At 43.6% G+C, this 24,568-nt stretch carries 22 protein-coding genes; 18 read left to right on the forward strand and 4 right to left on the reverse strand.

What is annotated here, in order from left to right:
* Positions 1-5 precede the first annotated feature (5 nt).
* Genes wecC through D2V93_RS08995 form a run of 7 tightly spaced genes read left to right on the forward strand, consistent with a single transcriptional unit; the run spans position 6 to position 7,231 of the window.
* Positions 6-1,202, forward strand: coding sequence for a UDP-N-acetyl-D-mannosamine dehydrogenase (wecC, locus tag D2V93_RS08965; protein WP_119619351.1), 1,197 nt, complete (start codon positions 6-8; stop codon positions 1,200-1,202).
* 20 nt (positions 1,203-1,222) lie between these two features.
* Positions 1,223-2,284, forward strand: coding sequence for a glycosyltransferase family protein (locus D2V93_RS08970; RefSeq protein ID WP_147377394.1), 1,062 nt, complete (start codon positions 1,223-1,225; stop codon positions 2,282-2,284).
* An 18-nt stretch (positions 2,285-2,302) separates the two neighbouring features.
* Positions 2,303-3,316: a polysaccharide biosynthesis protein gene (locus D2V93_RS08975; protein WP_119619234.1), complete on the forward strand. Its 1,014-nt coding sequence runs from the start codon at positions 2,303-2,305 to the stop codon at positions 3,314-3,316.
* Positions 3,306-3,734 carry a hypothetical protein gene (locus D2V93_RS08980; RefSeq protein WP_119619235.1) on the forward strand — a complete coding sequence of 143 codons (429 nt, stop codon included), beginning with the start codon at positions 3,306-3,308 and terminating at the stop codon, positions 3,732-3,734. Before D2V93_RS08975 ends, D2V93_RS08980 begins: the two co-directional genes overlap by 11 nt.
* Before the next feature lie 11 nt (positions 3,735-3,745).
* Positions 3,746-4,888, forward strand: a complete 1,143-nt coding sequence (locus D2V93_RS08985; protein ID WP_119619352.1) for a polysaccharide biosynthesis C-terminal domain-containing protein — start codon at positions 3,746-3,748, stop codon at positions 4,886-4,888.
* A gap of 22 nt (positions 4,889-4,910) precedes the next feature.
* Complete coding sequence (wecB, locus tag D2V93_RS08990) at positions 4,911-6,044, forward strand: non-hydrolyzing UDP-N-acetylglucosamine 2-epimerase (RefSeq protein ID WP_119619353.1); 1,134 nt, start codon at positions 4,911-4,913, stop codon at positions 6,042-6,044.
* On the forward strand, positions 6,032-7,231 hold the full coding sequence (locus D2V93_RS08995; RefSeq protein ID WP_119619236.1) for a glycosyltransferase family 4 protein: 1,200 nt from the start codon (positions 6,032-6,034) through the stop codon (positions 7,229-7,231). The genes wecB and D2V93_RS08995 overlap by 13 nt, the downstream gene beginning before the upstream one ends.
* Positions 7,232-7,297: 66 nt before the next feature.
* Here D2V93_RS08995 and D2V93_RS09000 read toward each other — a convergent pair whose 3' ends face one another.
* On the reverse strand, positions 7,298-8,635 hold the full coding sequence (locus D2V93_RS09000) for a UDP-glucose dehydrogenase family protein (protein WP_119619237.1): 1,338 nt from the start codon (positions 8,633-8,635) through the stop codon (positions 7,298-7,300).
* 170 nt (positions 8,636-8,805) lie between these two features.
* Complete coding sequence (locus D2V93_RS09005) at positions 8,806-9,831, reverse strand: NAD-dependent epimerase (protein ID WP_119619238.1); 1,026 nt, start codon at positions 9,829-9,831, stop codon at positions 8,806-8,808.
* Positions 9,832-10,219: 388 nt separating this feature from the next.
* Here D2V93_RS09005 and D2V93_RS09010 point away from each other — a divergent pair, with 388 nt between their 5' ends.
* Genes D2V93_RS09010 through D2V93_RS09025 form a run of 4 tightly spaced genes read left to right on the forward strand, consistent with a single transcriptional unit; the run spans position 10,220 to position 16,482 of the window.
* On the forward strand, positions 10,220-11,353 hold the full coding sequence (locus D2V93_RS09010; protein WP_119619239.1) for a DegT/DnrJ/EryC1/StrS family aminotransferase: 1,134 nt from the start codon (positions 10,220-10,222) through the stop codon (positions 11,351-11,353).
* A complete protein-coding gene (locus tag D2V93_RS09015) occupies positions 11,350-13,290 on the forward strand; it encodes a polysaccharide biosynthesis protein (RefSeq protein ID WP_119619240.1) in 1,941 nt (646 codons plus the stop codon). Before D2V93_RS09010 ends, D2V93_RS09015 begins: the two co-directional genes overlap by 4 nt.
* A 21-nt stretch (positions 13,291-13,311) precedes the next feature.
* Positions 13,312-14,076: a polysaccharide biosynthesis/export family protein gene (locus D2V93_RS09020; RefSeq protein WP_245978162.1), complete on the forward strand. Its 765-nt coding sequence runs from the start codon at positions 13,312-13,314 to the stop codon at positions 14,074-14,076.
* Between the two features lie 33 nt (positions 14,077-14,109).
* Positions 14,110-16,482: a GumC family protein gene (locus tag D2V93_RS09025; protein WP_119619242.1), complete on the forward strand. Its 2,373-nt coding sequence runs from the start codon at positions 14,110-14,112 to the stop codon at positions 16,480-16,482.
* Here D2V93_RS09025 and D2V93_RS09030 read toward each other — a convergent pair whose 3' ends face one another.
* Positions 16,483-17,226, reverse strand: coding sequence for a tyrosine-protein phosphatase (locus D2V93_RS09030; RefSeq protein ID WP_119619243.1), 744 nt, complete (start codon positions 17,224-17,226; stop codon positions 16,483-16,485).
* A gap of 261 nt (positions 17,227-17,487) precedes the next feature.
* Between D2V93_RS09030 and D2V93_RS09035 the strand changes: the two genes are divergently transcribed.
* From D2V93_RS09035 to D2V93_RS09070, 7 genes are all read left to right on the forward strand, one after another.
* A complete protein-coding gene (locus D2V93_RS09035; protein ID WP_119619244.1) occupies positions 17,488-18,762 on the forward strand; it encodes a sensor histidine kinase in 1,275 nt (424 codons plus the stop codon).
* The gene (locus D2V93_RS09040; RefSeq protein WP_119619245.1) at positions 18,755-19,456 is read left to right on the forward strand and encodes a response regulator transcription factor; all 702 of its coding nucleotides are present in this window, start codon (positions 18,755-18,757) and stop codon (positions 19,454-19,456) included. The genes D2V93_RS09035 and D2V93_RS09040 overlap by 8 nt, the downstream gene beginning before the upstream one ends.
* A gap of 326 nt (positions 19,457-19,782) precedes the next feature.
* Positions 19,783-20,916, forward strand: coding sequence for a sensor histidine kinase (locus D2V93_RS09050; RefSeq protein WP_245750693.1), 1,134 nt, complete (start codon positions 19,783-19,785; stop codon positions 20,914-20,916).
* 6 nt (positions 20,917-20,922) lie between these two features.
* Positions 20,923-22,242 (forward strand): sigma-54-dependent transcriptional regulator, encoded by a 1,320-nt coding sequence (locus D2V93_RS09055; RefSeq protein ID WP_119619247.1) that lies wholly within the window; start codon positions 20,923-20,925, stop codon positions 22,240-22,242.
* A gap of 271 nt (positions 22,243-22,513) precedes the next feature.
* Positions 22,514-22,936: a GreA/GreB family elongation factor gene (locus D2V93_RS09060; RefSeq protein WP_177190069.1), complete on the forward strand. Its 423-nt coding sequence runs from the start codon at positions 22,514-22,516 to the stop codon at positions 22,934-22,936.
* 45 nt (positions 22,937-22,981) lie between these two features.
* Positions 22,982-23,326, forward strand: coding sequence for a hypothetical protein (locus tag D2V93_RS09065; protein ID WP_245978165.1), 345 nt, complete (start codon positions 22,982-22,984; stop codon positions 23,324-23,326).
* 115 nt (positions 23,327-23,441) lie between these two features.
* On the forward strand, positions 23,442-24,080 hold the full coding sequence (locus D2V93_RS09070) for a hypothetical protein (RefSeq protein WP_119619248.1): 639 nt from the start codon (positions 23,442-23,444) through the stop codon (positions 24,078-24,080).
* Between the two features lie 2 nt (positions 24,081-24,082).
* Here D2V93_RS09070 and D2V93_RS09075 read toward each other — a convergent pair whose 3' ends face one another.
* The gene (locus D2V93_RS09075) at positions 24,083-24,565 is read right to left on the reverse strand and encodes a DinB family protein (protein ID WP_119619249.1); all 483 of its coding nucleotides are present in this window, start codon (positions 24,563-24,565) and stop codon (positions 24,083-24,085) included.
* Between the last annotated feature and the right edge of the window lie 3 nt (positions 24,566-24,568).

A 24,568-nucleotide genomic window follows, 5' to 3' on the forward strand; every position in this document is an offset into this window, starting at 1 on the left:
TAACCATGATGGGGTTGGGCTATATTGGCCTACCCACTGCTGCGTTGATCGCAGGAAACGGAACCAAAGTGAACGGGGTGGACGTGAACCCAAAAGTGGTGGATACCATCAATAAGGGAAAAGTGCATATTGTGGAACCTGATTTGGAAGAAGCGGTATCCAAGGCGGTCAAGGAAGGTTTTCTGCAGGCCAATCTTGAACCAAAAGAAGCAGACGCCTACCTTATCGTAGTGCCTACTCCGTTCAAGGAGAAAAATGAACCGGACATATCCTATGTGGAGGCGGCCACCAGGGCAGTTTTGCCACTTTTGAAGGCAGGGGACCTCTATATCATAGAATCTACCTCACCTATCGGGACTACGGAAAAGATGAGAGATCTTATTTTTGGTGCCCGTCCAGAACTTAAGGGAAAGATTTATATGGCCTATTGCCCGGAAAGGGTGTTGCCCGGTAATGTGATGTATGAATTGGTACATAACGACCGTGTCATTGGTGGAATAGATGCAGAATCAACCGAAAGGGCCATTGCATTTTATGCAGCCTATGTGAAAGGTGAACTGCACCCCACAAATGCCCGTACCGCAGAGATGTGCAAGCTGGTGGAGAACTCTTCACGCGATGTACAGATTGCCTTTGCGAACGAACTTTCCTTGATTTGTGACAAAGCCGAGATCAATGTTTGGGAACTCATCAAATTGGCCAACAAGCACCCAAGGGTTAATATTTTACAGCCTGGATGCGGTGTTGGAGGACATTGTATTGCCGTGGACCCTTATTTTATTGTGTCCGATTACCCAATGGAGTCAAAAATTATAGGTACAGCCCGTGAAATCAACAATTACAAATCGTTTTGGTGCGCAGAAAAAGTACAGAGCGAGAAGTTGAAGTTTGAATTGGAGCACGGATACAAACCAAAAGTGGCCTTGATGGGGTTGGCATTCAAGCCGAATATTGATGATTTGCGCGAATCTCCAGCCAAGTACATAGCACAAAAGGTGCTACAGAACACCAACAACGAAGAATATTTTATCGTGGAACCCAATATTGAGTCCCACAATGTATTCAAATTGACGGATTACAAAACGGCGTTTGATGAAGCGGACATTGTAGTCTATCTAGTGGCCCACAGTCAGTTCAAGGAACTTCCTAAGGATAGCGGTAAAAAGATACTGGATTTTTGTGGGATCTTGGAAGCAAAGTAAGGGCATAAAATATCAATAGGATGAAAGATGGATTAATTGTTCTGGCTCAGTCTATGGAACAGCCTAGAATAGTTAAGAGGATTAACCAAAAGGCACAAGAATACAAGAGTGTTCACGTCTATGGTTTTACCAGAAATGTCCACTCTGTCCAGAACCATGAAGTTCTTAGGCAAAATGAAAATGTAACGATCACCATTGCTGGTCAATTAAAGAACAAAGAGTATCTACAAAGGGCTTTTACATTTCTAAGATTGGTCAGGTTGATTTATGGTCAATATGGGTTCAAACAGAAGAATGTTTATGTTTTTGGGCTAGATCTGAGAATTCTGAGCTTTTTTCTTATCAATGCCAAAATCGATTATGAGATCAGTGATGTTATTTGGCTCTATGCGGGAAAAACAAAGCGAAGGATTTTTAGCCGCTTAGATAATTTCCTTGCAGGAAAATCTCGTAAAGTGGTATTTACCACAAAAAGCTTTTATGAGACCTATTATAAAAATTCGGTAAAGGAAAGCCAGGTCGAGATAGCTGAAAATAAACTAGAGACGTATGGTCGGGTGGCCCCCATAGAACAAATGATGACCGACAAGGTTAGAATTGCATATATAGGTGCATTCAGGTATGTTAATATCATTGAAAATTTAATTGCTACGGTAAGCAAGAATGATGATTTGGTACTCAATTTTTATGGAGGAACACATGGAGGTGGACTAATGGAGACCATAGAAAGAGCAACCCATGACTGTGACAATATCTTTTACCATGGACCGTTCAAAAACCCAGACGATCTGGAAAGGATTTATGGGGAGAACAATTTAAATTTTGTGGTGTATGATAATACGCTGGAGAATGAAAAAGTGGCTATGCCCAATAAGTTTTATGAATCAGGTTTTTTCAACATACCCATTGTGTGTGCCACAGGGACCTATGTTGGACAAAGGGTTTTGGAACAAGGTCTGGGGTGGACAATTGATACAGATATCAATTCTATTTCCAGTTTTTTGAATACAATTTCCATCGCAGAATTGGTAGAAAGACATAACGATATCAAAAAGCAGGACAAAAGTCATTTTATAACATAGACCAAAATACAATTAGATATGTTCAAAGGCAAAACATTATTGATAACAGGGGGTACCGGCTCTTTTGGAAATGCCGTCTTGGATCGTTTTCTTCAAACGGATATAGGGGAAATCCGTATTTTCAGTAGGGACGAGAAAAAGCAGGACGATATGCGTAACCGCTTGAAAAACCCCAAGATCAAATTCTATATAGGTGATGTACGGGACTTCAACAGCATCAACCATGCCATGTACGGAGTTGATTATGTGTTCCATGCAGCGGCCCTTAAGCAAGTGCCTTCCTGCGAATTTTTTCCCATTGAAGCCGCGAAGACCAATGTGTTCGGTACACAGAATACCATTGATGCGGCTGTGGCCAATAAGGTCCAACGGATCATTTGTCTAAGTACGGACAAGGCAGCATATCCCATAAACGCTATGGGGATAAGCAAGGCTTTGATGGAGAAGGTAGCCGTAGCGGCATCGAGGAATATTCCGCAAGATGCCACCAAGGTGTGTCTCACGCGTTATGGAAACGTCATGGCTTCCAGAGGCTCGGTCATTCCGTTGTTTGTAGACCAGATCAAAGCTGGAAACCCACTTACGGTGACCGATCCCAACATGACCCGCTTTTTAATGTCACTCGAGGATGCGGTGGACCTAGTGTTGTTTGCCTTTGAGCATGGCAACCAAGGAGACCTGTTTGTGAACAAGGCCCCTGCCAGTACCATTGGCGACTTGGCCAAGGCCATAAAGGATATCTTTAAGGCAGATAACGAGATCAAGGTGATAGGTACCCGTCACGGGGAAAAACTTTACGAAACACTCTGTACCCGGGAAGAAATGCAGAAAGCCGAGGATATGGGCGATTTCTACAGGATTCCTGCAGATAATAGGGACCTGAACTATAGCAGGTATTTTTCGGAAGGAGAAAAAGACATCAGTGCCATAGAGGATTACCATTCGCACAATACCAAGCATTTGGACCATGAGGAACTAAAACAGACCCTTCTCAATCTGGATTTTATCAAAGAACAGCTCAATGCACAATAATTTTCTGATCAAAGGGGACTTGTATGGTGATGAAAGGGGAACTATGCGCTTTGTCAATGCGTTCGATATGGCAGAAGTGGTCCGGTTCTATGAAATCGCTCCAAAAGATCAGAAAATCATAAGGGCTTGGCAAGGACACAGGCATGAGAAAAAATGGTTTTATTGCCTGTCTGGTTCGTTTGTGATCAATATTGTTGAACTCAATGATTTTAATGACCCTTCAGGTAATCTCACACCAATGCGGATAGAAATCGATTCATCGGTCCCTGAAGTTCTTGCTGTTCCCGGAGGATTCGCCACAGGAATAAAGGCCTCTTCTGAAAATGCCAGATTACAGGTTTTTTCCAATGCCTCATTGCAAGAATCCATGGACGATAATCTTAGGTTTCCGCTGGAAAAATGGGCAGCTCAATGGTAATCAAAAATAAGATGGAAAAACTAAGAATAGGAATAACAGGTCAGGCAGGTTTTGTGGGGTATCATTTGTACAACACCTTATCCTTGAGGGATGATGTGGAGCTGATCCCTTTTGAGCGGTCTTTTTTTGAGAACCCCAAAGCGTTGTCCCAATTTGTTTCGGCCTGTGACACCATAGTCCATTTGGCCGCGATGAACCGCCATGAAGACCCCAATGTAATCTATGGGACCAATATCGGGTTGGTGGATAAACTGATACAGGCTTGTACAACTACCCGTTCCAACCCACATATCATTTTTTCTTCGTCTTCCCAAGAACTAAAGGACAACCTCTACGGAAAGTCAAAAAAGGAAGGCAAGGAAAAGTTCATGGACTGGGCCAATGGATCGGGAGGTAAGTTCACCTCGTTGACCATACCTAACGTATTTGGACCATTCGGAAGGCCCAATTACAACTCAGTGGTTGCCACTTTTTGTCATAAAGTAGCCCATGATGAAGAGCCGACCATTATCAATGATGGAGAGGTAGGGCTCATATATATCAACGATCTGGTCAAGATTTTCATCGATACCATTTTTGCAAAAGAACCATCAAAACCATTGACAAACAATAGTTTTGAAGTGGACATAGCACCAAATCATTTTGTGAAAGTCTCACGTATATTGGAATTGTTGAACAGGTTTAAAACGGATTATGTAGGTAATGGTATTTTCCCAAATTTGGAGGATCATTTTGAAAAATCCCTTTTTAACACATTTCGATGCTATGTCCCAGAGTCACATTATCCCGTAAAATTCACAAAACATACCGACCCACGTGGGACCTTTGTGGAAATTGCAAGGACGCAGACATCAGGCCAGTTTTCGTTTTCCACTACGGTTCCCGGTATAACCAGGGGCAATCACTTCCATACCCGAAAAGCCGAACGTTTTGCGGTCATAAGGGGGAAGGCACGGATCCAATTACGGAGGATTGGGACGGACGAAGTGATCAATTATGAATTGGATGGTGATGAGCCCGCTTATGTGGATATGCCCATCTGGTACACCCATAATATTACCAACACTGGGGATGAGGAGTTGATTACGTTGTTCTGGATCAATGAGCCATATGATCCTGAGGATGCCGACACCTATTTTGAGAATGTTGAATAACGAACCTATAAAAGATTCACCCTTGAAAAAGCTTAAAGTATTGACCGTTGTAGGGACCAGACCGGAGATTATCCGACTTGCCTGTGTCCTGAACGCACTGGATGCCAACGAAGCCATTGACCATACCTTGGTCCACACAGGCCAAAATTATGATTATGAACTCAATGAGATCTTCTTTGAAGATTTTGGTATTAGAAAACCCGATTACTTTTTGGGTGCTGCTGGAAAAAATGCGTCGGAGACGGTAGGCAACATATTGATCAAGATAGATCCGTTGCTCGAAAAGATTGCTCCAGATGCCTTTTTGGTCTTGGGGGACACCAATTCTTGCCTTTGCGCCATTCCTGCCAAAAAGCGGAAGATCCCTGTTTTCCATATGGAGGCGGGCAATAGGTGTTTTGACCAAAGGGTGCCCGAGGAGACCAATAGGAAAATTGTGGACCATGTATCGGACGTGAACCTGACCTACAGCGATATTGCAAGGGAATATTTGCTTCGTGAGGGATTGCCGCCCGATAGGGTGATCAAGACAGGAAGCCCAATGTACGAGGTGCTCCATCAGTTCAGGGACAAGATAGATGCTTCCAGTGTTTTGGAAGATTTGGGCTTGGAAAAAGAAAAATATTTTGTGGTGTCCTCGCATCGGGAAGAAAACATCAGCAACCCCAAAAACTTTGATGGTTTGATGGAATCGCTCAACCGCATAGCGGAGGAATATGGTTATCCTGTAATTGTATCCACGCACCCAAGGACCAGGAACATGCTGGATTCCAAAAAGGTGGAGGCCCACAAGAACATACAGTTTTTAAAACCTTTGGGTTTTTCGGACTATAATGCCCTACAGATCAATTCCTTTGCCGTTTTGTCCGACAGTGGTACCATATCCGAAGAATCCTCGATATTGAATTTCAGGGCATTGAACATTAGGGAAGCACACGAAAGGCCAGAGGCCATGGAAGAAGCCTCAGTGATGATGGTTGGGCTAAACCCGGATAGGATCATGCAGGGGCTTAAAGCACTGGAAGTACAAAAGAGGAGTCCCGAACGCAATTTTAGGCAAGTTTCGGACTACTCAATGCCCAATGTGAGCGAGAAAGTGGTGCGGATCATCATCTCTTATGTGGATTATATAAACAGGGTGGTATGGCAGAAGTAAAGAAGGTCATCTTTGTGGCATTGGGTTTTCCAAACATTGAAAAAAGGAGATTTCTTTACTCCAGCCTTATGATGGAATTTCAGAGAAAGGGACACGATGTTTTTGTCATAGCTGCGGACGATGATAGAAAGCAGTCTGAAATTGTCATTGAAAAGGGAATCAAAATCCTTAGGGTCCCTTCTTTGAGCCTATTCGGAAAGAGCAAGATCATCAAAGGGCTGTCCAATGTGCTCTTACCTTATTTGTACAAAAGGGCCTTGAAAAAACATAAGATTGCATTGGATTTTGATCTTATCCTGATGCCCACGCCTCCCATTACCTTGATAGATGTGGTCCTTTGGATCAAGAAAAAATCAAAAGGAAAACTGTACTTGATCCTAAGGGATATTTTTCCACAAAACGCGGTGGACCTTAAAATGATGAAACCCAACAGTTTTATACATTCCTTTTTCAGGAAAAAGGAAGTGAAGCTCTATGGGGCCTCCGATCTGATAGGCTGTATGTCCCAGGCAAATATTGATTTTGTGAAAAAGCACAATCCTGGATTGGATACCAAAAAGCTTCATTTGCTTCCCAATTGGGCCGATTTGGATGAAATCGATGAGGTAGATTTGAGCGCCACCAAAGAGCAGTATGGACTTCAAGACAAAATTGTCGCCATTTTCGGTGGCAATATGGGGAAACCCCAGAAGTTGGAGAATATTGTCAATTTGGCCAAAAGCTGCCAAGATATTGAAGATCTGGTGTTCTTTTTGGTAGGACGAGGAACTGAAAGGGAGAGGATCTATAAAATGGTGAACGATCTTGGGTTAAAGAACATGATCATTAAGGAAAGCCTCCCCAAAAATGAGTACAACAATATTTTAAGGATTGCTGATATTGGCCTTATTTCCTTAAGTGAAAACTTCACGATACCCAACTATCCATCCAAGGTATTGGCTTACTATCAGTTCAAAAAGCCAGTTCTTGCCTCTGTGGACCTGAACACGGACTTTGGGACCATGCAGGAGGAAATAAACTGTGGATATTGGTCTGAGGCGGGGAATATTGAGGCATTCAAAGAAAACCTATTGAAATTGTACAAGGATAAAAAACTCAGGGAAGAGCTTGGCGAAAATGGGTACAATTACTTAAAGACGCACCTTACTACCGAGATTGCCTACGAGACCATAATGGAACACATGTAGGCGAAAAAGTTCTTCAAATAAAAAGGCCCACTTTTAAAGTGGGCCTTTTTATTGTTACAGCAATAATTAGCCGATATTTTTTTTGCCGATTTGGTGGTAGGTGAAACCGAGTTGATGGAGCCTATCACTATCAAACTGGTTCCTTCCATCAAAGATGATGGGTTCTTTCAGGCCGCTTTTTATCTCCAAGAAATCCGGGGAGCGGAATTCTTTCCATTCAGTCAATAACAATAGGGCATCGGCCCCTTTCAGGGCCTCATATTTGGTCTCGGTGTACGTGACGTCCTTTACATCTTTTAAATAATAGGATTGTGCCTCATGGATGGCCTTCGGGTCATAGGCCTGTACCTTGGCTCCCAAAGCGGTCAGTTTTTTAATGATATAGATGGACGGGGCTTCACGCATGTCATCTGTTCCCGGTTTAAAGGACAGTCCCCAAACAGCAAAGGTTTTTCCTGATAGGTCTTCTCCAAAATGGGAGATTACTTTGTCCGCTATTACAAATTTTTGCCTGTCATTCACATCTTCTACAGCATTGAGCAGCTGTGCATGGTATCCATTCTGTTCAGCGGTCTTCTTTAGGGCCTTCACATCTTTTGGGAAACAAGAACCACCATATCCACTGCCAGGATAGATAAAACTGTATCCGATACGACTGTCAGAGCCTATACCTATACGGACCTTATTGACATCGGCTCCGACCAATTCACAGATGTTGGCGACTTCGTTCATAAAGGAAATCTTTGTGGCCAGCATGGCATTTGCCACATATTTTGTCATTTCAGCCGACCGTACATCCATGACCAACATTCGGTCCATACTGCTCCTGAAGAAAGGAGCGTACAATTGGCGCATGCTTTCGGCAGTGTCCTTGTCCTCGGTACCTACCACAACCCGGTCTGGCTTCATAAAATCGCTTATGGCATCCCCCTCCTTAAGAAATTCTGGGTTGGATACCACATGGAATTCAATTTTTTCTCCTCTCTTCTCCAACTCTTTTTCAATTACCGCCCTTACCTTGTCCGCAGTACCTACGGGCACTGTGGACTTGTCCACTACAATAAGGGGAGTGGTCATGTGCTTCCCTATTTCAGTGGCCACTTGGAGCACGTATTTCAAATCGGCAGAGCCGTCTTCTCCCATGGGAGTGCCTACAGCGATAAAAGCCATATCGCAATTGTCCAGACATTTTTTGAGTTGTGTGTGGAATAGCAAGGTTTTGTTGGCCACGTTGCGCATCACCATGGCTTCAAGCCCAGGCTCATATATAGGAATGATGCCCTTTTCGAGATTTTCTATCTTTTTTTCATCTATGTCAACGCAGGTCACCGTGTTGCCCATTTCGGCAAAACAAGTTCCTGTGACCAAACCTACATATCCAGTACCTACTATTGTTAATTTCATGTTGTTGAAGAATGTTCAGATATCAATTGGAGCACAAATATGCAACAAACCCGTAAAATGTCCGGAAGGTTCCGGATAAACTTTTCATAAAATGGATAAAGTGCAAGTAGGTGTCCATGAATTGTGTACAGAGTCTTTTTTGGTTTTACCAAAGCATCATTCGTGACTTGTCATACTAGGTAATGATCTTTGTACCACTGGGTGAATTTGGCCACTCCCACATCGATTGGGGTGTTTGGTCTGTACTCATAATCTTTTTCCAGACCTGAAACGTCTGCCCATGTACTTTTGACATCACCGGGCTGCATGGGTTTCATTTCTTTGATTGCTTTTTTTTCTAGATTGTTCTCCAATGCCTCGATGAAATCCAATAATCTTACAGGTTTACTGTTCCCGATATTATAGAGATGGTATGCTTCTTTTGAATTGTATGCCGCTGTATGATTGTCCTCGACTATGCGTACAATTCCTTGGATGATGTCGTCTATATAGGTAAAATCCCTTTCCAGATCACCATTGTTGAATACATGGATGGGCCTATCTTCCAAAATGGCTTTTGTGAACAGGAACATGGCCATATCTGGACGTCCCCAAGGGCCATAGACCGTAAAGAACCTTAGGCCAGTAGTCCTGAGGCCAAAGAGGTGGCTATATGTATGGGCCATCAGTTCATTGCTTTTTTTGGATGCAGCATACAGACTGATGGGATTGTCCACATTCTGGGTAACCTTGAAGGGCATTTCCTTGTTCAGGCCATAGACACTGGAACTGCTGGCATATACCAAATGTTCTATGCCATGGTTCCTGCAGCATTCCAGTAGGTTCAAAAAACCTACAATGTTACTGTCCACATAGGCTTCGGGATTTTCCAGGCTATAGCGCACTCCGGCTTGGGCAGCAAGATTACAAACGACTTTTATGTTTTCTTGTTCAAAAAGTCGTGGTAATGCATCCCTGTCCCCAATGTCGAGTTTGATGAACTTAAAAGCTGGCTGCGTGCTGCTGGTGCTCATGGTGCCATAGTGCTGCGCCATTTTTTTTGCAATACCCAGTCTGTTCAATCGGGCAAATTTTAGGTCAACAGCATAGTAATCATTCAGATTGTCCAGGCCAATTACTTCATGACCATTTTCCAAAAGTTTTTTTGAGAGATGAAAACCAATGAACCCCGCGGCGCCTGTTACTAAAATCTTCATGTCCGATATCGATTTTTGTAAAGATCATAAATGTAAACCAATCCCCTAGATAATAATAGTTTGATTTTGAACAAAAAATAAAAGGGATGGGAATGATCTTGATTCTCACAGATCGATTTTTTGAGTGTAATTCATTGAAAGCCATTCTTATAGGTAGACCCCTGCCCACCCAACATAATAAAAGACATAGGAATGTCCGCGGATCCTTTGCAAAGCACCATGGGATGTGCGATTTGACGTTATGCATATTTCCCAATTCAACACTTAATCGATTTTTTTTTGTCTTGGGCGAATAGTGGGGCAAAATAGCCTTTGAGGCCAATTTTACTGTTACTTTTACTTTTGAGAATTAAAAAATCTCGCCTACTTATATCAACCCAAAACTAAAATGGAAACCACTGTCTTGAAAAAAATTTGGTTATCTCCGCCTCACATGGGAAACAACGAGGAAGTCTATGTGAAGGAAGCCTTCGAAACCAATTGGATCGCTCCCTTGGGCCCCAATGTGCAGCGATTTGAACAATCCATAGAAGAATTTGTCGGAAATGATGTCCATGCAGCCTGCTTGAGCTCCGGTACAGCCGCCATACATTTGGGCTTGCAATTGTTAGGAGTAGTTGCCGGCGATGAGGTGCTTTGCCAAAGCTTCACCTTTGCAGCCTCTGCAAATCCCATTACATACCTTGGTGCATCTCCAATATTCATCGATAGCGAGGAAGAGACTTGGAACATTTCGCCCACATTATTGGAACAGGCCATCAAGGATCGATTGGCAATAGGAAAAAAACCAAAGGCCATAGTGGCGGTCCATTTGTATGGAATGCCCTATAAGGTCGATGAGGTGCATGCCATTGCCCAGCAATATGATATTCCTGTCATTGAAGATAGCGCGGAAGCCTTGGGAAGTTCATACAAGGGTTTCAATTGCGGAAGTTTGGGCCAGATAGGCATTCTATCGTTCAACGGTAACAAGATCATTACCACTTCAGGGGGGGGGGCAATGTTGTGCAAGGATAAGGCGCTGAAAGAAAAAGCGGTTTTTTTAGCTACTCAGGCCAGGGATAATGCACCACATTATCAGCATTCGCACATAGGGCATAACTATAGGATGAGCAATGTCCTGGCTGGGATCGGCAGGGGGCAAATGGAAGTGCTCCAAGACCGAGTGGATGCAAGGAGAAGCAATTTTGAATATTATAAAGAACACTTGTCGGGCATTCCGGGCATTACTTTTGCCATGGAACCCAAAGGTAGCTATTCCAATAGATGGCTCACCTGTATCTTGACCCCCTCCTTTGAGGATAGGGAAAGAATCCGAAAGGCTTTGGAGAACGAGAACATAGAGTCAAGGCCTCTGTGGAAACCCATGCATGCACAGCCTGTTTTTGAGAAGGCCATATCTTACGTGAACGGCGTAAGTGAAGACCTTTTTGAAAGAGGACTGTGCCTGCCTAGCGGTTCCAGTTTGATGGAAGAAGATTTGGAAAGGGTTTGCAACATCATAAAAAAAGAGCTTAGATGATCAAAGAATACTTTTTTAGAAGGGGCAGGCGCTATGCATCCAAGTGGACGGTACTATTTATAGACCTGTGCATCGTTTCGCTATCCTTTATTTTGGCCTACTTTATAAGGTTCAACCTCAGTTTTGACTTTGATGTTCAAAGCTTATGGACACAACTTCCGGTGGTCGTGTTGTTATTTTTGCTGGCTTTTCTTATTTCCGGAAGTTACAAAGGGGTAGTACGGCATACAGGCATTAAAGATGTCTATGCGATATTCAACGCTGTTTGTTTGGCAAGTATCGGGGCCATTGGGGCCGTTTTGGCCAATAGATATATGGAGATTATGGAAGGGTTCACTATTCCGTTGTCCATTATCATTATCAATAGCTTGTTGACCTTTATCACCTTGGCAACATCCCGATATGTCTTTAAGATCTGTTATGAAAGCCTAATGAACAATAACTCAGGGCCCACCAAGAATTTGATTATCTATGGTGCAGGTGAGTCAGGTATCATTACCTATAATACCTTGACGAACCATTCCCAAATGGGAGTAAAGGTTATTGGGTTTGTCGATAATAATCTTCAAAAAGTTGGGAAGCAGATCAATGGGGTAAAAGTGTATGACAAAGCCATACTTACCAAAGAATTTGTAAAGTTCCATAAGATATCCGAAGTTATATTTTCTATCCAGACCATTAGTCCAAAACAGTTGAGGACTTTGGTGAATGAGATTGTGGACCTTCCTGTGAAAGTAAAGATAGTGCCACCTGTGGAGGACTGGATCAACGGCGAACTGAAGGTTTCACAGATCAAACGGGTACAAATAGAGGATCTTTTGGATAGGCCTCCGATTGAGATCAAGAACAGTAAGGTCATGAAAGACTTTGATGATAAGGTCATCATGGTGACAGGCGGTGCCGGTTCCATTGGGAGCGAACTGGTAAGGCAGATTTGCAAGTACAATTACCGATCGCTTATTGTGATCGATCAGGCCGAGTCTGCACTTTATGACCTTCAGCAGGAATTGAAACAAGCTGGTTTCTTCAATTTTTTACCCATTGTTGGCGACATACGCGACAAGAACAAGATGCGCGTACTGTTTGAGGAACATAGACCCGATAGGATTTTTCATGCCGCAGCCTACAAGCATGTACCGCTGATGGAACAAAATCCGTACGAGGCGGTCAAGATCAATGTGGCAGGTACAAAGACCATTGTTGACCTTTCCGTGGAATACAATGTGGAAAAATTCGTCTTTGTCTCAACGGACAAAGCGGTAAACCCGACCAATATCATGGGGGCCACCAAGCGGATAGCCGAAATGTATATCAGCTGCAGGCAGCAAGAAGGAAAAACCAAATTCATCACTACCCGTTTTGGAAACGTATTGGGATCCAATGGATCAGTGATACCACTGTTCAGAAAACAAATTGAGAAGGGAGGACCTTTGACGGTCACCCATAAGGATATTACCCGATACTTTATGACCATTCCCGAGGCCTCCCAGTTGGTGTTGGAAGCCGGCGCCATGGGCAAGGGTGGGGAAATCTTCATCTTTGATATGGGGGAATCCGTGAAAATCATGGATTTGGCCAAGAACATGATCCGATTGTCGGGACTCCATTACCCAGATGACATAGACATCAAGGTAACTGGCCTCAGACCAGGAGAAAAGTTGTATGAGGAACTGTTGGCCAATGGAGAGAACACTTTGCCAACGTACCATGATAAGATCATGATCAGCAAGGTCAGGGAAATAGACTATACCAAGACCAGGACCATGATCGATGAGCTTTGCATATCAAATCTGTTCTTTAAGGACAATGTGGTGCAATTGATGAAAAGTATTGTACCTGAATACATATCCAACAATTCCGATTTTTGTAAATTGGACAATAAAAAAAGCCCTGACTTGGGCAAAAAAGAGCCATCTAAGGCCGAATACCTCAACTAAACACTAAAAATGTATACATCAATGTTCCAAAAAATAAAAGTAGCATGTTTTATAGCCATGGCATGCTTGGCTGCTTCGTGCTCACCATCCAAAGACGTAGTTTATTTTCAGGATGCTGGTCAGTTTGAGACTTTAGTGGATGATAACACTTTTACTACCAAGTTCAAGGTAGACGATTTGGTAAGTATCCATATTTCCACCTTGGACCCAGAGGCGAGTGCACCGTTCAATTTGTACAAGGTGTCAGAAGAAGATGGGATTCGGCCAGAACAGGTCAGCTATTTGGTGGACAAAAATGGGGAAATCGATTTTCCTGTGATTGGGAAAATAAAGATTGAGGGGCTCTCGCCTAGCGAGACCAGGGAATTGCTCAGGGAAAAACTGACAGATTATCTCAAAGACCCTATCATAAACATTAGGATAAGGAACTTTACCGTAACGGTTTTGGGCGCGGTAAACAGACCAGGAACATATCCCATAAATGGTGAGCAGATCACCATTATGGAAGCACTTGGATATGCCGGGGATATAAACATCAAAGGACGTCGTGACAATATTATGGTCATCAGGGATTTTGATGGGACAAAGGTGTACAACCGAATCAATTTGAACCAAAAGGAATCATTGAAGTCACCGGTCTATTATTTGACCCAGAACGATGTGGTCTATGTAGAACCCAACAAGTCGGGCAAAACTGCCTCCAATTTGGACCAGAGATCATCCATTGCGGTATCTATCATTTCGGTTTTGGTGACATCCACCGTGGTTTTATTGACAAGGAATTAATCTGAAGTACCCCTTTCCCCAAAAATCGTTGAAATGTCTAGTACACCTGAGCTAAACTTAAAATCCTTATTGAACATTTGCCTGAAAAACTGGAAATGGTTTATAGTTTCAACCATTCTATGTGTATCCTTGGCCATATTGTACCTTAGATATGCAGTTCCTGAATACAGTGCAACGGCAAAGATCCAGATATTGGAAGAGTCCAATCAGGCCTCGGAATTAAGTGTGTTGGACGATTTGGACATTTTTTCCTCAGGGAAGGCAAAAATTGAGGACGAGACCGAGCTGTTATCGGCACGGGATAATTTTATACATATTGTCGAAGAATTGGATTTGAACATCCAATTTTTTATAATGGGCAATATAAAAAGCACCGAAATCTATCAAAAAGAGGAAATCCCTTTCTCCTTGAACTTCTTGTCCAACGATTCGATCATCAACAATGCCAAGTTTGATTTTTATATCAGAATCCATTCAGGCACTACTTTCGGGTATAAAGAAAAAGAGGACGGTGCAGAGAAGAAATATGATTTTGGGGATAAGATAAAGAGCAGGATAGGGGATATCATCCTTACTCCTAAGAAAGAATTGCCCAAATACAAAAACAGGGAGTTGCATGTGGTGATAAACCCTGTGGAAATGGTTGCGGACAGGTACAGGAAAAAAACACTCATCAACCCCAATGACAAAAAGCTTTCCAATATCATAAACATTACGTTGACGGACCCCATTGAACGTAGGGCGATTGATGTGATCAATAAATTGATCGGGGTCAACAACGAAAATGCGGTCAGTGATAAAAAGGCCATTGCGGACCGTACCACAAAGTTCATCAACGACCGTATTACCGAAATTTATACCAGTTTGTCCTCTGTTGACGAGACTGCTGAAAATTTCAAGGAAAGCAGGGGTATAGCAGATTTGGGCTCACAATCCAATGTCAATTTCTCTATGAGTGCATCCAGTGAGCAGGAATTGCAAAATGCCAACATACAATTGAGCATAGCCAGTTCAATGAAAGAACTTATCGATGGCCAGGACAGCTACGACATAATTCCAGAAGTAGGACTGTCCGATCAGAGTATATCATCTACGGCACAGCGCTATAATGAGTTAGTGGCACAGAGGAACAGGCTTTTGGAAAGTTCCAATGAAAAAAACCCCGTGATAGTAAAATTGGACCAACAGCTCGAAGATTTGAGAAGAGGGATGAAATCCAGTTTGAACAATGTCACTAACAACCTGAACCTTCAAGTGAACAGTTTGAGCAAGCAATTGTCCCAGATCAATTCCAGAATTTATGCGACTCCAAGCAACGAGAGGGCTTTGAGGGATATTTCGAGAAGGCAGCAAACCACAGAATCCCTATATCTTTATCTTTTGCAAAAAAGGGAGGAATCGCAGATTACATTTGCCTCTGCTTCCCCCAAATCAAAAGTGATAGATTCTGCATATGGGTCTAATTTTCCAGTTTCCCCAAAGAAGCAGGCTATTCTTTTGGCTTCGATGATACTGGGTCTTTTGATTCCCTTTTCCATCATATATGTGAACGATATGTTGGATGACAAGATACACAACAAGATAGACCTGGAATCCATAGCCGGTGATGTCACTGTATTGGCAGAGCTTCCCAGACTTGGGAAAAAGGAGAGCAAGGTCATACTCAAGGAAGATCGTTCGGTATTGGCGGAATCCATGAGAATTCTGAGAACCAATTTGGACTATATTTTGAAATCCAAGTCCAAGTCCATGGAGAGGGCACAAGTTGTATTTGTGACCTCCAGTGTCCCAGGTGAAGGCAAAACCTTTGTCTCATCCAATTTGGCCACGATTTGCGCAAATACCGGCAAAAAAGTACTGTTGATTGGCGCGGACATCCGAAACCCAAAGCTTTACACGTTCTTTTCGGAAACCTTGAGCCCAGACGGCTCAGGGATCAAGCCAAAGCGAAACGTGGGCAAGGGATTGACGGAATACCTGTTTGACAATTCCCTTTCAGAAGAGGAAATCATCGTTGGGACCAAAACAAATACCAATGACATCGATGTTATCTATTCTGGGAAGATACCACCAAACCCCGCAGAATTGTTGATGAGCGATAGGATGAAGGAATTGTTCGAGAAAATGTCGGCCCTCTATGATTACATCATTGTAGATACTGCTCCAGTAATGGTGGTTACCGACACCTTGCTCATTAGCCAATATGCCGATCAGGTACTCTATGTCACCAAGGCCAATGTGACCGAGAAAAAGGTCATGAAATACCCATTGAAACTTAAAAAAGAGGGCAAGCTCAAAAACCTTTCCTTCGTCGTCAATGGAGTGAAGCAATCCAATCTGGGCTATGGCGGCAAATATGGGTATGGCTACGGAAAGACCATCAAAAAGTGGTGGAGCTTTTCTTGATCAATAAAAAGTCTCTATCGTATTCTCGATTACGGGAAGCAAAAGGTTCAATACCTTGTTTTGAATCGTGGTTTCCTTCAAAAGTTCCAGTTGTCGCAGGTTGTGGACATCGGAACCCACAAAATCCACCAAATGGTCCTGCAAAAGTTTCAGGGCCATTTTTTGTACACTGCTTCCGTAGGATTCGGGTGTCAGTGATAGCAGGTTCAATTGGAACTGTATGCCATTGACCTTCATTTTTTGATAGGTCCCATATTTTCGGTGAAAGTACATGTACCGTTCCGGATGGGCCAGAACAGGAAAATACTTCAGTTTGGCCATCTTCTCCACTGCAATTTCAAAATTGAACGAAGGTTGTAGGTACGACATTTCTACCAGAAGAAAAGAGTCCTTCAAAGCTATGACCTGACCATTTTCGAGAATGGTCTCGAAATTATCATCGATCATGTGCTCCGCCGCATATGCAATGGAGATATTGGAAAGATGGTTCTTTTCCAATTTGGAAATTAAGGTAGTGTGGGCTTCTTGGATGGTCTCAGGGGTGTTGTCGTAATGGTTGTGCATGATATGGGGCGTGCAGATAAAATGGGTGACGCCCATTTCACCGAACCCTTTGAGCAGCCCAATGGAGTCATCTACGGTTTTTGCCCCATCATCAATACCGGGAAGGATATGGTTGTGCATATCCACCAGACCATGTAGATAATCGACCAGATAGGTTTTCTTCTGAAAAAAACTGAACATGCCTAAAATTTGGAGTGTAAAGATAAACGATAAGAACTTATGGGCGCACCTGTTGTAACCAAAGGACAATCAAAAAGCCGACCCTTTAGGGTCGGCCTGATGGATTCGCTACTGTGAATGTATTGTATCTAACTAAACTCAAGACCAAGATAGGGTTCTGGGGAATAGGAATGGATTAAGGAAAAGACAAAAAGACTAATGAAAGATTAATAGGCTTAACCAAGGCGTAAATAGCTGGTGTTTTTTTGTTTATTTAGCATCATGCTGACCAAGAGAAATCTGTATGTTTTTATTTTTGCGGTGTCCGTGGTGGGCCTTTTTGTGGTTCAGTACCAATACTTGAGAGTGGGCCTTGGATTGGCAAAGGTCCAGTTTTCGGAAAAGATCGATGGGGCCAGGACCAATATAGGGGAGGAACTCTCGCAGTTCAATTCCCTTACCTATACCATTGGGAACACCATCAAGAAGGACACTTCGGAAGTGAGGATAAGCTTGGACAGCCTCCAAAAAGCATCACAGTTCTATCTTAACGATTACATTTCATATCAGTTGGGTGTTTCCGGGATAGATGCGCCATTTACCTATTCCCTTTTTGCTAGGGATTCAACGGAATATTTCAGCTCGGCCAAACAACATCTCCGAGGGGAGGGAATGCTTACCTATCCTATCGAGATCAAAGGGTACCTACCAAACCTTTTGCAGAAAGAAGTGATCCTCGAACTAGGTTTTCAGGATCTCAACAAGTACTTTTTGGGTCAGTTGAGAGGGCTCACCATCCCAAGCATCCTTTTTCTGATAGCGATCATCGTGGTCGTGATATGGGTTTTAAGGTCATTCTATTGGCAGAGCAGCTTGATCACCACTACGAACGATTTTATCAACAACCTGACCCACGAACTCAAAACACCCGTATTTTCCATTGGGTTGGCCAGCAAGATCTTGGAAGAGGAGGTGACGGAAGAAAAAAAGCCCGTTGTGGAGCTCATCCGAAGGGAAACAGAACGATTAAAGGGGCATATTGATAAGGTATTGGAACTGTCCACTCTGGAGTCAGGAAAAAAACTGATGCAGTTCGCAGAAATTGATTTTAGGCCGGTATTGCTTAAGTTATGTGAGGATTTTGCCCTGCTCGCCAAACACGAGAAAGTTGATTTTGGCTATCAGCTCCAACAAGGACCTTTTACCATGCGTGCCGAAAAGTTCCATTTGGAAAATGTGATCGGCAACCTATTGGAAAATGCCAAAAAATACTCAGATGACCCTGTGGTACGGTTGGAAGCCTACAAAGAAAAGGGAAACTTAGTGATAACGGTATCGGATAATGGGCAGGGAATTGCAAAACAGGACAAAAAAAAGATCTTTAGGAAATACTATAGAGTGAAAAATGGAGATGTGCATAAAGTTAAAGGTTATGGATTGGGCCTGTCCTATGTACAAAAGATAATTAGAATGCACCGCGGTAAGATTTCGGTGGAAAGTGAACTGGGAGAGGGCACCACCTTTGTTCTTTCCCTAAAATTGACCAACAATGGATAGAAAATACAACTTGATCTTGGTAGAGGACGATGCTTCGCTGGGGTATCTGCTTTCAGAATATTTGGGCATGAAGGGATTTGTGGTCACTTGGGCAAAGAATGCCCAGGACGCACTCCTGAAAACGGAGACCAATGTCTTTGACCTTGCCATTCTGGATGTGATGCTACCGGACATGGACGGATTTGAACTCTCCCAAAAGATAAAGGGAATCAATCCAGACCTGCCTTTCATCTTCCTCACGGCCCGATCACTCAAGATAGATGTATTGAAAGGATTCTCATTGGGTGCCGTGGACTATTTGAAAAAGCCTATAGACGAGGAAGAATTGGTGGTACGGATCAATGCATTGTTGGCCCGGTTGGTGACCGAGACCGATGAAGAGCCCCAACTTTCCCATTATGAGATTGGGGACTATACACTGAACACAGAGAATTTCGAACTGAGGTACAAAGGGGAAATCGTTAAGTTGACCGGCAAGGAATTTGACCTGCTTGCCCTCTTGGCCATGAACCAGAACCAACTCTGTACCCATAAGGAAATATTGACCACCATTTGGGACAAAAATGACTATTTCAACAAAAAGAGCCTCAATGTTTTCATATCCCACCTGCGAAAGCATCTGGGTAGGGATTCCAGAATAAGTATTGTGAATGTCAACAGGAGAGGGTTTATGCTTCGTGTGGAAGAAAAATAGCCCTGGGGAACATGGCTTGGTTTTTGTGGCGATTCTAGGATGAACAAACCAACCCTTTTTAGTTCGATAATGTTGAATTTTTTTCGAAATAGCTCCAAAAAGGCTTCATTGCAACAATTGGACCATCTCTATATGCAAGCCATATCCAAATTGTCCGTCAATGAGAAAATTGCATATTGTCAAAGATTAATAGAGAGCTCAAAGTACCATTTGGAGCAGTCATGCCCCAAAAAAGACGTCCCACACTTGAAGAGCCTTATTGAGGCTGCAGGTGACGAAATCCATAAGCTTCGTAGCCGAAAGGACCGTTGACGCAAGGCTATTAAATGGATAGGAATTCGTATTTTTCAGCAAAGTGGATACCCGTGCATACCGCAGAGCAAAAATTGAAGGAACGCATCAAGGAGCTGACCTGCCTCTATGAAGTCACCTCGTTGATCGTCAACAGTGATTATGAGCAGATTGAAGAGGTCCTGCGCGCCATAGCATCATGTTTGCAAAGAGCTTGGCAGTTCAACGAGGAAACCTATGTGGAGCTCAAAACACCCTTGACCACGATAAGAACAAAAAAAGCAGCGGACAAATATGTCTTTCTAAAATCACCGGTCAAAGTGTTCAATGAAAAAAGAGGGCATATCAAAATTGGATATCCATCTCCCAAATATACTATGGATGACTTTTTGGTAGAGGAAAAGCAATTATTGGACAATGTTTGTCTTGAAGTTGGAAACTTACTTGAGCGAAAGGAGATTAAAGAGAACCAAGAGGCCATCCGAAGACAAGTGGAACAAGGGGACCGATTGCGTATCCTTGGGGAGATAACCGCTGGGATTGCCCATGAGCTCAATACACCATTGGCCAATATATTGGGGTTTACGGAATTGCTGAAAGAACGAGTAGGAGGGGACCCAAAGGCAGAAAAGGACCTGGACAAGATCATCACCAATACCATTTTTTCACGCGAAGTGGTCAAAAAGCTCATGTTCTTCGCTTGCGAAATGCCCCAAGAAAGAACCAGTCTGAACATCGTTCCCGTCATCGAGGATGCCATAGACCTGCTAGGCACCACATTGCGGCAGAATGAGATCAGCTGCAAACTTATCGCGGACAAAAAGGACATTGTCCTGAAAATGGACAAGATCCAACTCACCCAAGTATTGTTCAACCTTATCGTGAACGCCATTTATTTTTCCCCGCCCCAGAGCACCATTTTGGTCGAAGTAAGGGAGAAAGAGGGAAATGTGGTCCTGAAAATATCGGATGAGGGCAGCGGCATACCCAAGGACAAGACAGAAACCGTTTTTGCCCCATTCTTCACCACCAAGCCCATGGGAGAGGGGAGCGGCCTTGGACTCAGTGTGGTGCACGGTATTGTAAAGAGTCATCAAGGTACCATCGGGCATGCACCCAATACACCCAAAGGCACTATCTTTACCATCAAATTTCCCAAAACGGTATAAAAGGATATGCTCAAGAAGGAGAACATACTATTGGTGGATGATGATATCCAGATCCTGGAGCTCTTGCACCGGCACCTGAATTCCATGCACTATCACACCTATAGCGCGGTTTCGGTGAAAGAGGCCCTGTACATTCTCAAGGACACGGAAATAGACCTGCTCATTACCGACATCAATATGCCGGAGATCAACGGAATCCAATTGATCAAATACACGGCAGAACATTTCCCCGATATGCCCAAGTTGGTCGTCACAGGCTTTCCTTCCATTGATGACGCCATGGACGTTTTTAGATCTGGCGCCACCGAGTATCTTACAAAACCCTTCACCAAGAATGAACTGGCCGATGCGGTCAAAAAATCTTTGGAAAGTAGGAGTCCCAAGAAGCTCGCAAAAAATGCAAACTCCAAGCAGGACAATGGTTATGGAGAAATGATAGGTGCCTCCGAGGCTTTTTCGGAGATTGTTGAAATCATCGAAAGGGTAAAGGACAACCACGCAACGATTTTGGTCCAAGGAGAAAGTGGCACGGGAAAGGAACTGGTGGCAAGGTCCATCCATTATTCGGGGAGGTTCGCCCGGGCACCCTTCATTCCCGTGAATTGCGGGGCCATTCCTGAAAATCTTTTGGAAGCAGAACTTTTTGGCTACACCAAAGGTGCCTTCACAGGGGCCAATGAGACCCGGAAGGGCTTTTTCCAAGCGGCGGACAATGGTACCATTTTTTTGGACGAGATCGGAAATGCATCCTTGGCTGTTCAGGGCAAACTATTGCGGGTGCTCCAAGAAAAGGAGGTGACCAAAGTGGGCGCGCAGAAACCTGAGAAACTCAATGTGCGGGTCATAGCGGCCACCAACAGTAATTTGGAGGAACTCATCCAAAAAAAGCTTTTTCGGGAAGATCTATATTATCGCCTAACAGTGGTTTCCATTGTAGTTCCCCCACTTAGGGAGCGGGTCGCGGACATTCGTTTGCTGGTGGATAGGTTCCTACAAAAATATGGGGTGGAATACAGGGACCGTCTGGTCCGTATATCGCCCGAGGCATTGAAGATACTGGAGCGCTATCCTTGGCCTGGGAACATCCGGGAACTGGAAAATGTGGTGCAGAGGGCCGTTATCATGTGTGATGGGCAGGTAGATGTCAAACATTTGCCGGAGCAAGTGAAGTACAAGATCGATTTTTCAGAAGACGTATTGAAGCCCTTGAAAGAAGTGGAAAGGGAACATATCATCAAAGTATTGGCCTCCACGGGAAACAACAAGACCAAGGCGGCCGAAATTCTTGGCATAGACCGCAAGACCCTTCGGGAAAAACTCAAATAAGCTACTGGGTAAAAATTCTCCATACGGGTAAAAATTCCCCACTCAGTTTATCTCTTCTTCTTTTTTGATTGTTTTTAAATAATTGATATTCAATTCATTGTAATCAATCATTTCTTTTTTCCATTATTGGGCATACGGTTTGCCCTATGCTGCCAATAACCGACCACATTGACTTTTCGAATTGGGGTTGCATGTTTTTACAGGGCATCCAAAGTAGGGGGCGATGTACGAAGCGAATCCCGAAAAAGTTGGAAACCACAAAAGATCAAATATGAAGCGGAACGATCTGATCATGGAGAAATCGGATTACGTGGCCATAAAAAAGGTATTGAACTTTCATAGGCACTATCAGGATTATGCCCACAAAGAAACCTTGGACGAACTCAGGGAGCAATTGGAATATACCTTGATCTGTGATGCTTCCGAATTGCCCAAGGGAGTCGTAAGGCTCAGGTCCAAAGTGACCGTGGCCACGAAATCAGGCTGGTGGAACACCTTTCAGGTGATGCTGCATGATGATGGCGACAACAAGGAAGGGCAAATTTCAGTCAAAAGCACCTTGGGTGCTGCGCTGATAGGCAGGAGCATTGGCGATGTAGTGCTGGTAGGGATGCCCAATAGCCCCCTGAGCCTTGAGATCAAAGAAGTGAAATGGGCGGTAAGTGAAGATGAAGAACTGCCCTTGCTCAAGTAAGGAACAATTTAGATTCAATTATATAAACCTTAAATTCTGTTAGTTATGAAGAAATACCTTTTCTTTTTTGGATTGTTTATAGCAGCCATGAACCTTCAGGCCCAAGATGTGGCGGTAGGGGATACTTTTGAGATAGGAAGACCGGATTCCCCACAATATGAATACTTGGAGTTTCCCAGGGCCAACTTTATCATCAAAAGGGGAGGCATTGCCAACTATAAAAGTGTAGAAGGCCAAAAAGTGGTCGTCACTTCCGTTAAGGAGAAGAAAGACGGAACCAAGGTGGTGAAGATCAAGAGGGTCGACGGAAACCGATTTTTTGGCAGCCACTGGCAAGTAGCGGCCAACGTTGACAAAGCTCTGGAATCCGGAGAATTGCTCAAAATATAGATGGATTGATGTGATGTACTGTTCCCGGCTCCTTGTTCTTTTTGGATTTGCTCAAATTGGGGCCGGGATGTACTAATCACAAATCAATGAAAAAATCATTTAAAAGAACTTCGATTTGTTTGAACCCAAGATCATATCGGGAGGAACCAAAAAGCGGCGTTTTCGCTTCGCTTTGGTATTGGGAACCTCCTTTTTGTTGATTTTGGCGGCCAACCTGATCGATTACAAGTACCTCTCAAATGTGCGGCACAATGTGAACTCGGTGTATAATGATCGTGTCGTGGCCCAGGACTATATCTACCAGCTCAGCAACCTGTTCTACCAAAAGCAATTGTCCATGGGTGAAAACGGGAGCTCTTTGCATAGGAACGACCAAAATGATTCCATAGACCGGTTGTTGTTCCATTTCTCCAAGACCGAACTCACCCGAAGTGAGGCCGGTTTTTTTTTCGATCTCCAAAAGAACCATGGGGAATTGATGTCCCTTGAAACTGTGCTGTCCAATGGACCGAAAGGCCCTACTATGGCCATACAGCAGGACATTAGACGGGAATTGCAGGAAATCCGGAAAAATTTGGACGATCTGGAAAGCGTACAGTTCACGGAAGGTGGTCAAATGACCCAAAACTCCAACCGCTCCTTGGGCATGAACGCATTTTTATCCAAAATGGAACTGGCTTTTTTGATTGTCAACGGTGTCGTGCTCCTCTACATGGTCCTCTTGGGCACCAACCTGATGCGAAAGGTGAATTGATTTCACCTGTCCATATCCAATAGTTTGATTGTAATCCCGATTTGTCCCAAATGGTATAAATCGTGATGGATGATTCCCTCGACCAAATATTTCAGGGTATGATTTGGTTTGTAGGTGTTGTTCTCCAGATAATCATCATTCTTGTCGGAGAGAAACGCTATCAATTCGGCTTGGCTCTCCCGCAGGTTTGCCTTTAGCTTTTTCCACCCCATTTTTTTCAACGCCTCATTCCTTTTCCAGTTTTCAGGACTTTCAATGCCCAGCTTGGATTCCTGCCCACGAAGCAGCTTTATGGCGTGCATACGCCAGACCCAAATGTGATAAATCAGCTCCGCCGCGCTATGGACTTCGGGAATAGGTCTTTCAAAGGCCTGTGTTTCCGATATCGGCTCAATTTTGTTCTCCAAATTGTCATCGTACCAGGTCTTTCCATTTTGGATATCCCTTAACTGAACGATGATGTTTTCTACAATTTTTCTACTCATCTA

It is taken from the genome of Flagellimonas taeanensis (genome assembly GCF_003584105.1).
Classification (GTDB): domain Bacteria; phylum Bacteroidota; class Bacteroidia; order Flavobacteriales; family Flavobacteriaceae; genus Flagellimonas; species Flagellimonas taeanensis.

Bases quoted from the DNA above. Each gene is read 5' to 3' on its own strand.
- wecC (WP_119619351.1), top strand. From the start codon at position 6: ATGATGGGGTTGGGCTATATTGGCCTACCCACTGCTGCGTTGATCGCA.
- D2V93_RS08970 (WP_147377394.1), top strand. From the start codon at position 1,223: ATGAAAGATGGATTAATTGTTCTGGCTCAGTCTATGGAACAGCCTAGA.
- D2V93_RS08975 (WP_119619234.1), top strand. From the start codon at position 2,303: ATGTTCAAAGGCAAAACATTATTGATAACAGGGGGTACCGGCTCTTTT.
- D2V93_RS08980 (WP_119619235.1), top strand. From the start codon at position 3,306: ATGCACAATAATTTTCTGATCAAAGGGGACTTGTATGGTGATGAAAGG.
- D2V93_RS08985 (WP_119619352.1), top strand. From the start codon at position 3,746: ATGGAAAAACTAAGAATAGGAATAACAGGTCAGGCAGGTTTTGTGGGG.
- D2V93_RS08995 (WP_119619236.1), top strand. From the start codon at position 6,032: ATGGCAGAAGTAAAGAAGGTCATCTTTGTGGCATTGGGTTTTCCAAAC.
- D2V93_RS09000 (WP_119619237.1), bottom strand. From the start codon at position 8,635: ATGAAATTAACAATAGTAGGTACTGGATATGTAGGTTTGGTCACAGGA.
- D2V93_RS09005 (WP_119619238.1), bottom strand. From the start codon at position 9,831: ATGAAGATTTTAGTAACAGGCGCCGCGGGGTTCATTGGTTTTCATCTC.
- D2V93_RS09010 (WP_119619239.1), top strand. From the start codon at position 10,220: ATGGAAACCACTGTCTTGAAAAAAATTTGGTTATCTCCGCCTCACATG.
- D2V93_RS09015 (WP_119619240.1), top strand. From the start codon at position 11,350: ATGATCAAAGAATACTTTTTTAGAAGGGGCAGGCGCTATGCATCCAAG.
- D2V93_RS09020 (WP_245978162.1), top strand. From the start codon at position 13,312: ATGTTCCAAAAAATAAAAGTAGCATGTTTTATAGCCATGGCATGCTTG.
- D2V93_RS09025 (WP_119619242.1), top strand. From the start codon at position 14,110: ATGTCTAGTACACCTGAGCTAAACTTAAAATCCTTATTGAACATTTGC.
- D2V93_RS09030 (WP_119619243.1), bottom strand. From the start codon at position 17,226: ATGTTCAGTTTTTTTCAGAAGAAAACCTATCTGGTCGATTATCTACAT.
- D2V93_RS09035 (WP_119619244.1), top strand. From the start codon at position 17,488: ATGCTGACCAAGAGAAATCTGTATGTTTTTATTTTTGCGGTGTCCGTG.
- D2V93_RS09040 (WP_119619245.1), top strand. From the start codon at position 18,755: ATGGATAGAAAATACAACTTGATCTTGGTAGAGGACGATGCTTCGCTG.
- D2V93_RS09050 (WP_245750693.1), top strand. From the start codon at position 19,783: ATGGATAGGAATTCGTATTTTTCAGCAAAGTGGATACCCGTGCATACC.
- D2V93_RS09055 (WP_119619247.1), top strand. From the start codon at position 20,923: ATGCTCAAGAAGGAGAACATACTATTGGTGGATGATGATATCCAGATC.
- D2V93_RS09060 (WP_177190069.1), top strand. From the start codon at position 22,514: ATGAAGCGGAACGATCTGATCATGGAGAAATCGGATTACGTGGCCATA.
- D2V93_RS09065 (WP_245978165.1), top strand. From the start codon at position 22,982: ATGAAGAAATACCTTTTCTTTTTTGGATTGTTTATAGCAGCCATGAAC.
- D2V93_RS09075 (WP_119619249.1), bottom strand. From the start codon at position 24,565: ATGAGTAGAAAAATTGTAGAAAACATCATCGTTCAGTTAAGGGATATC.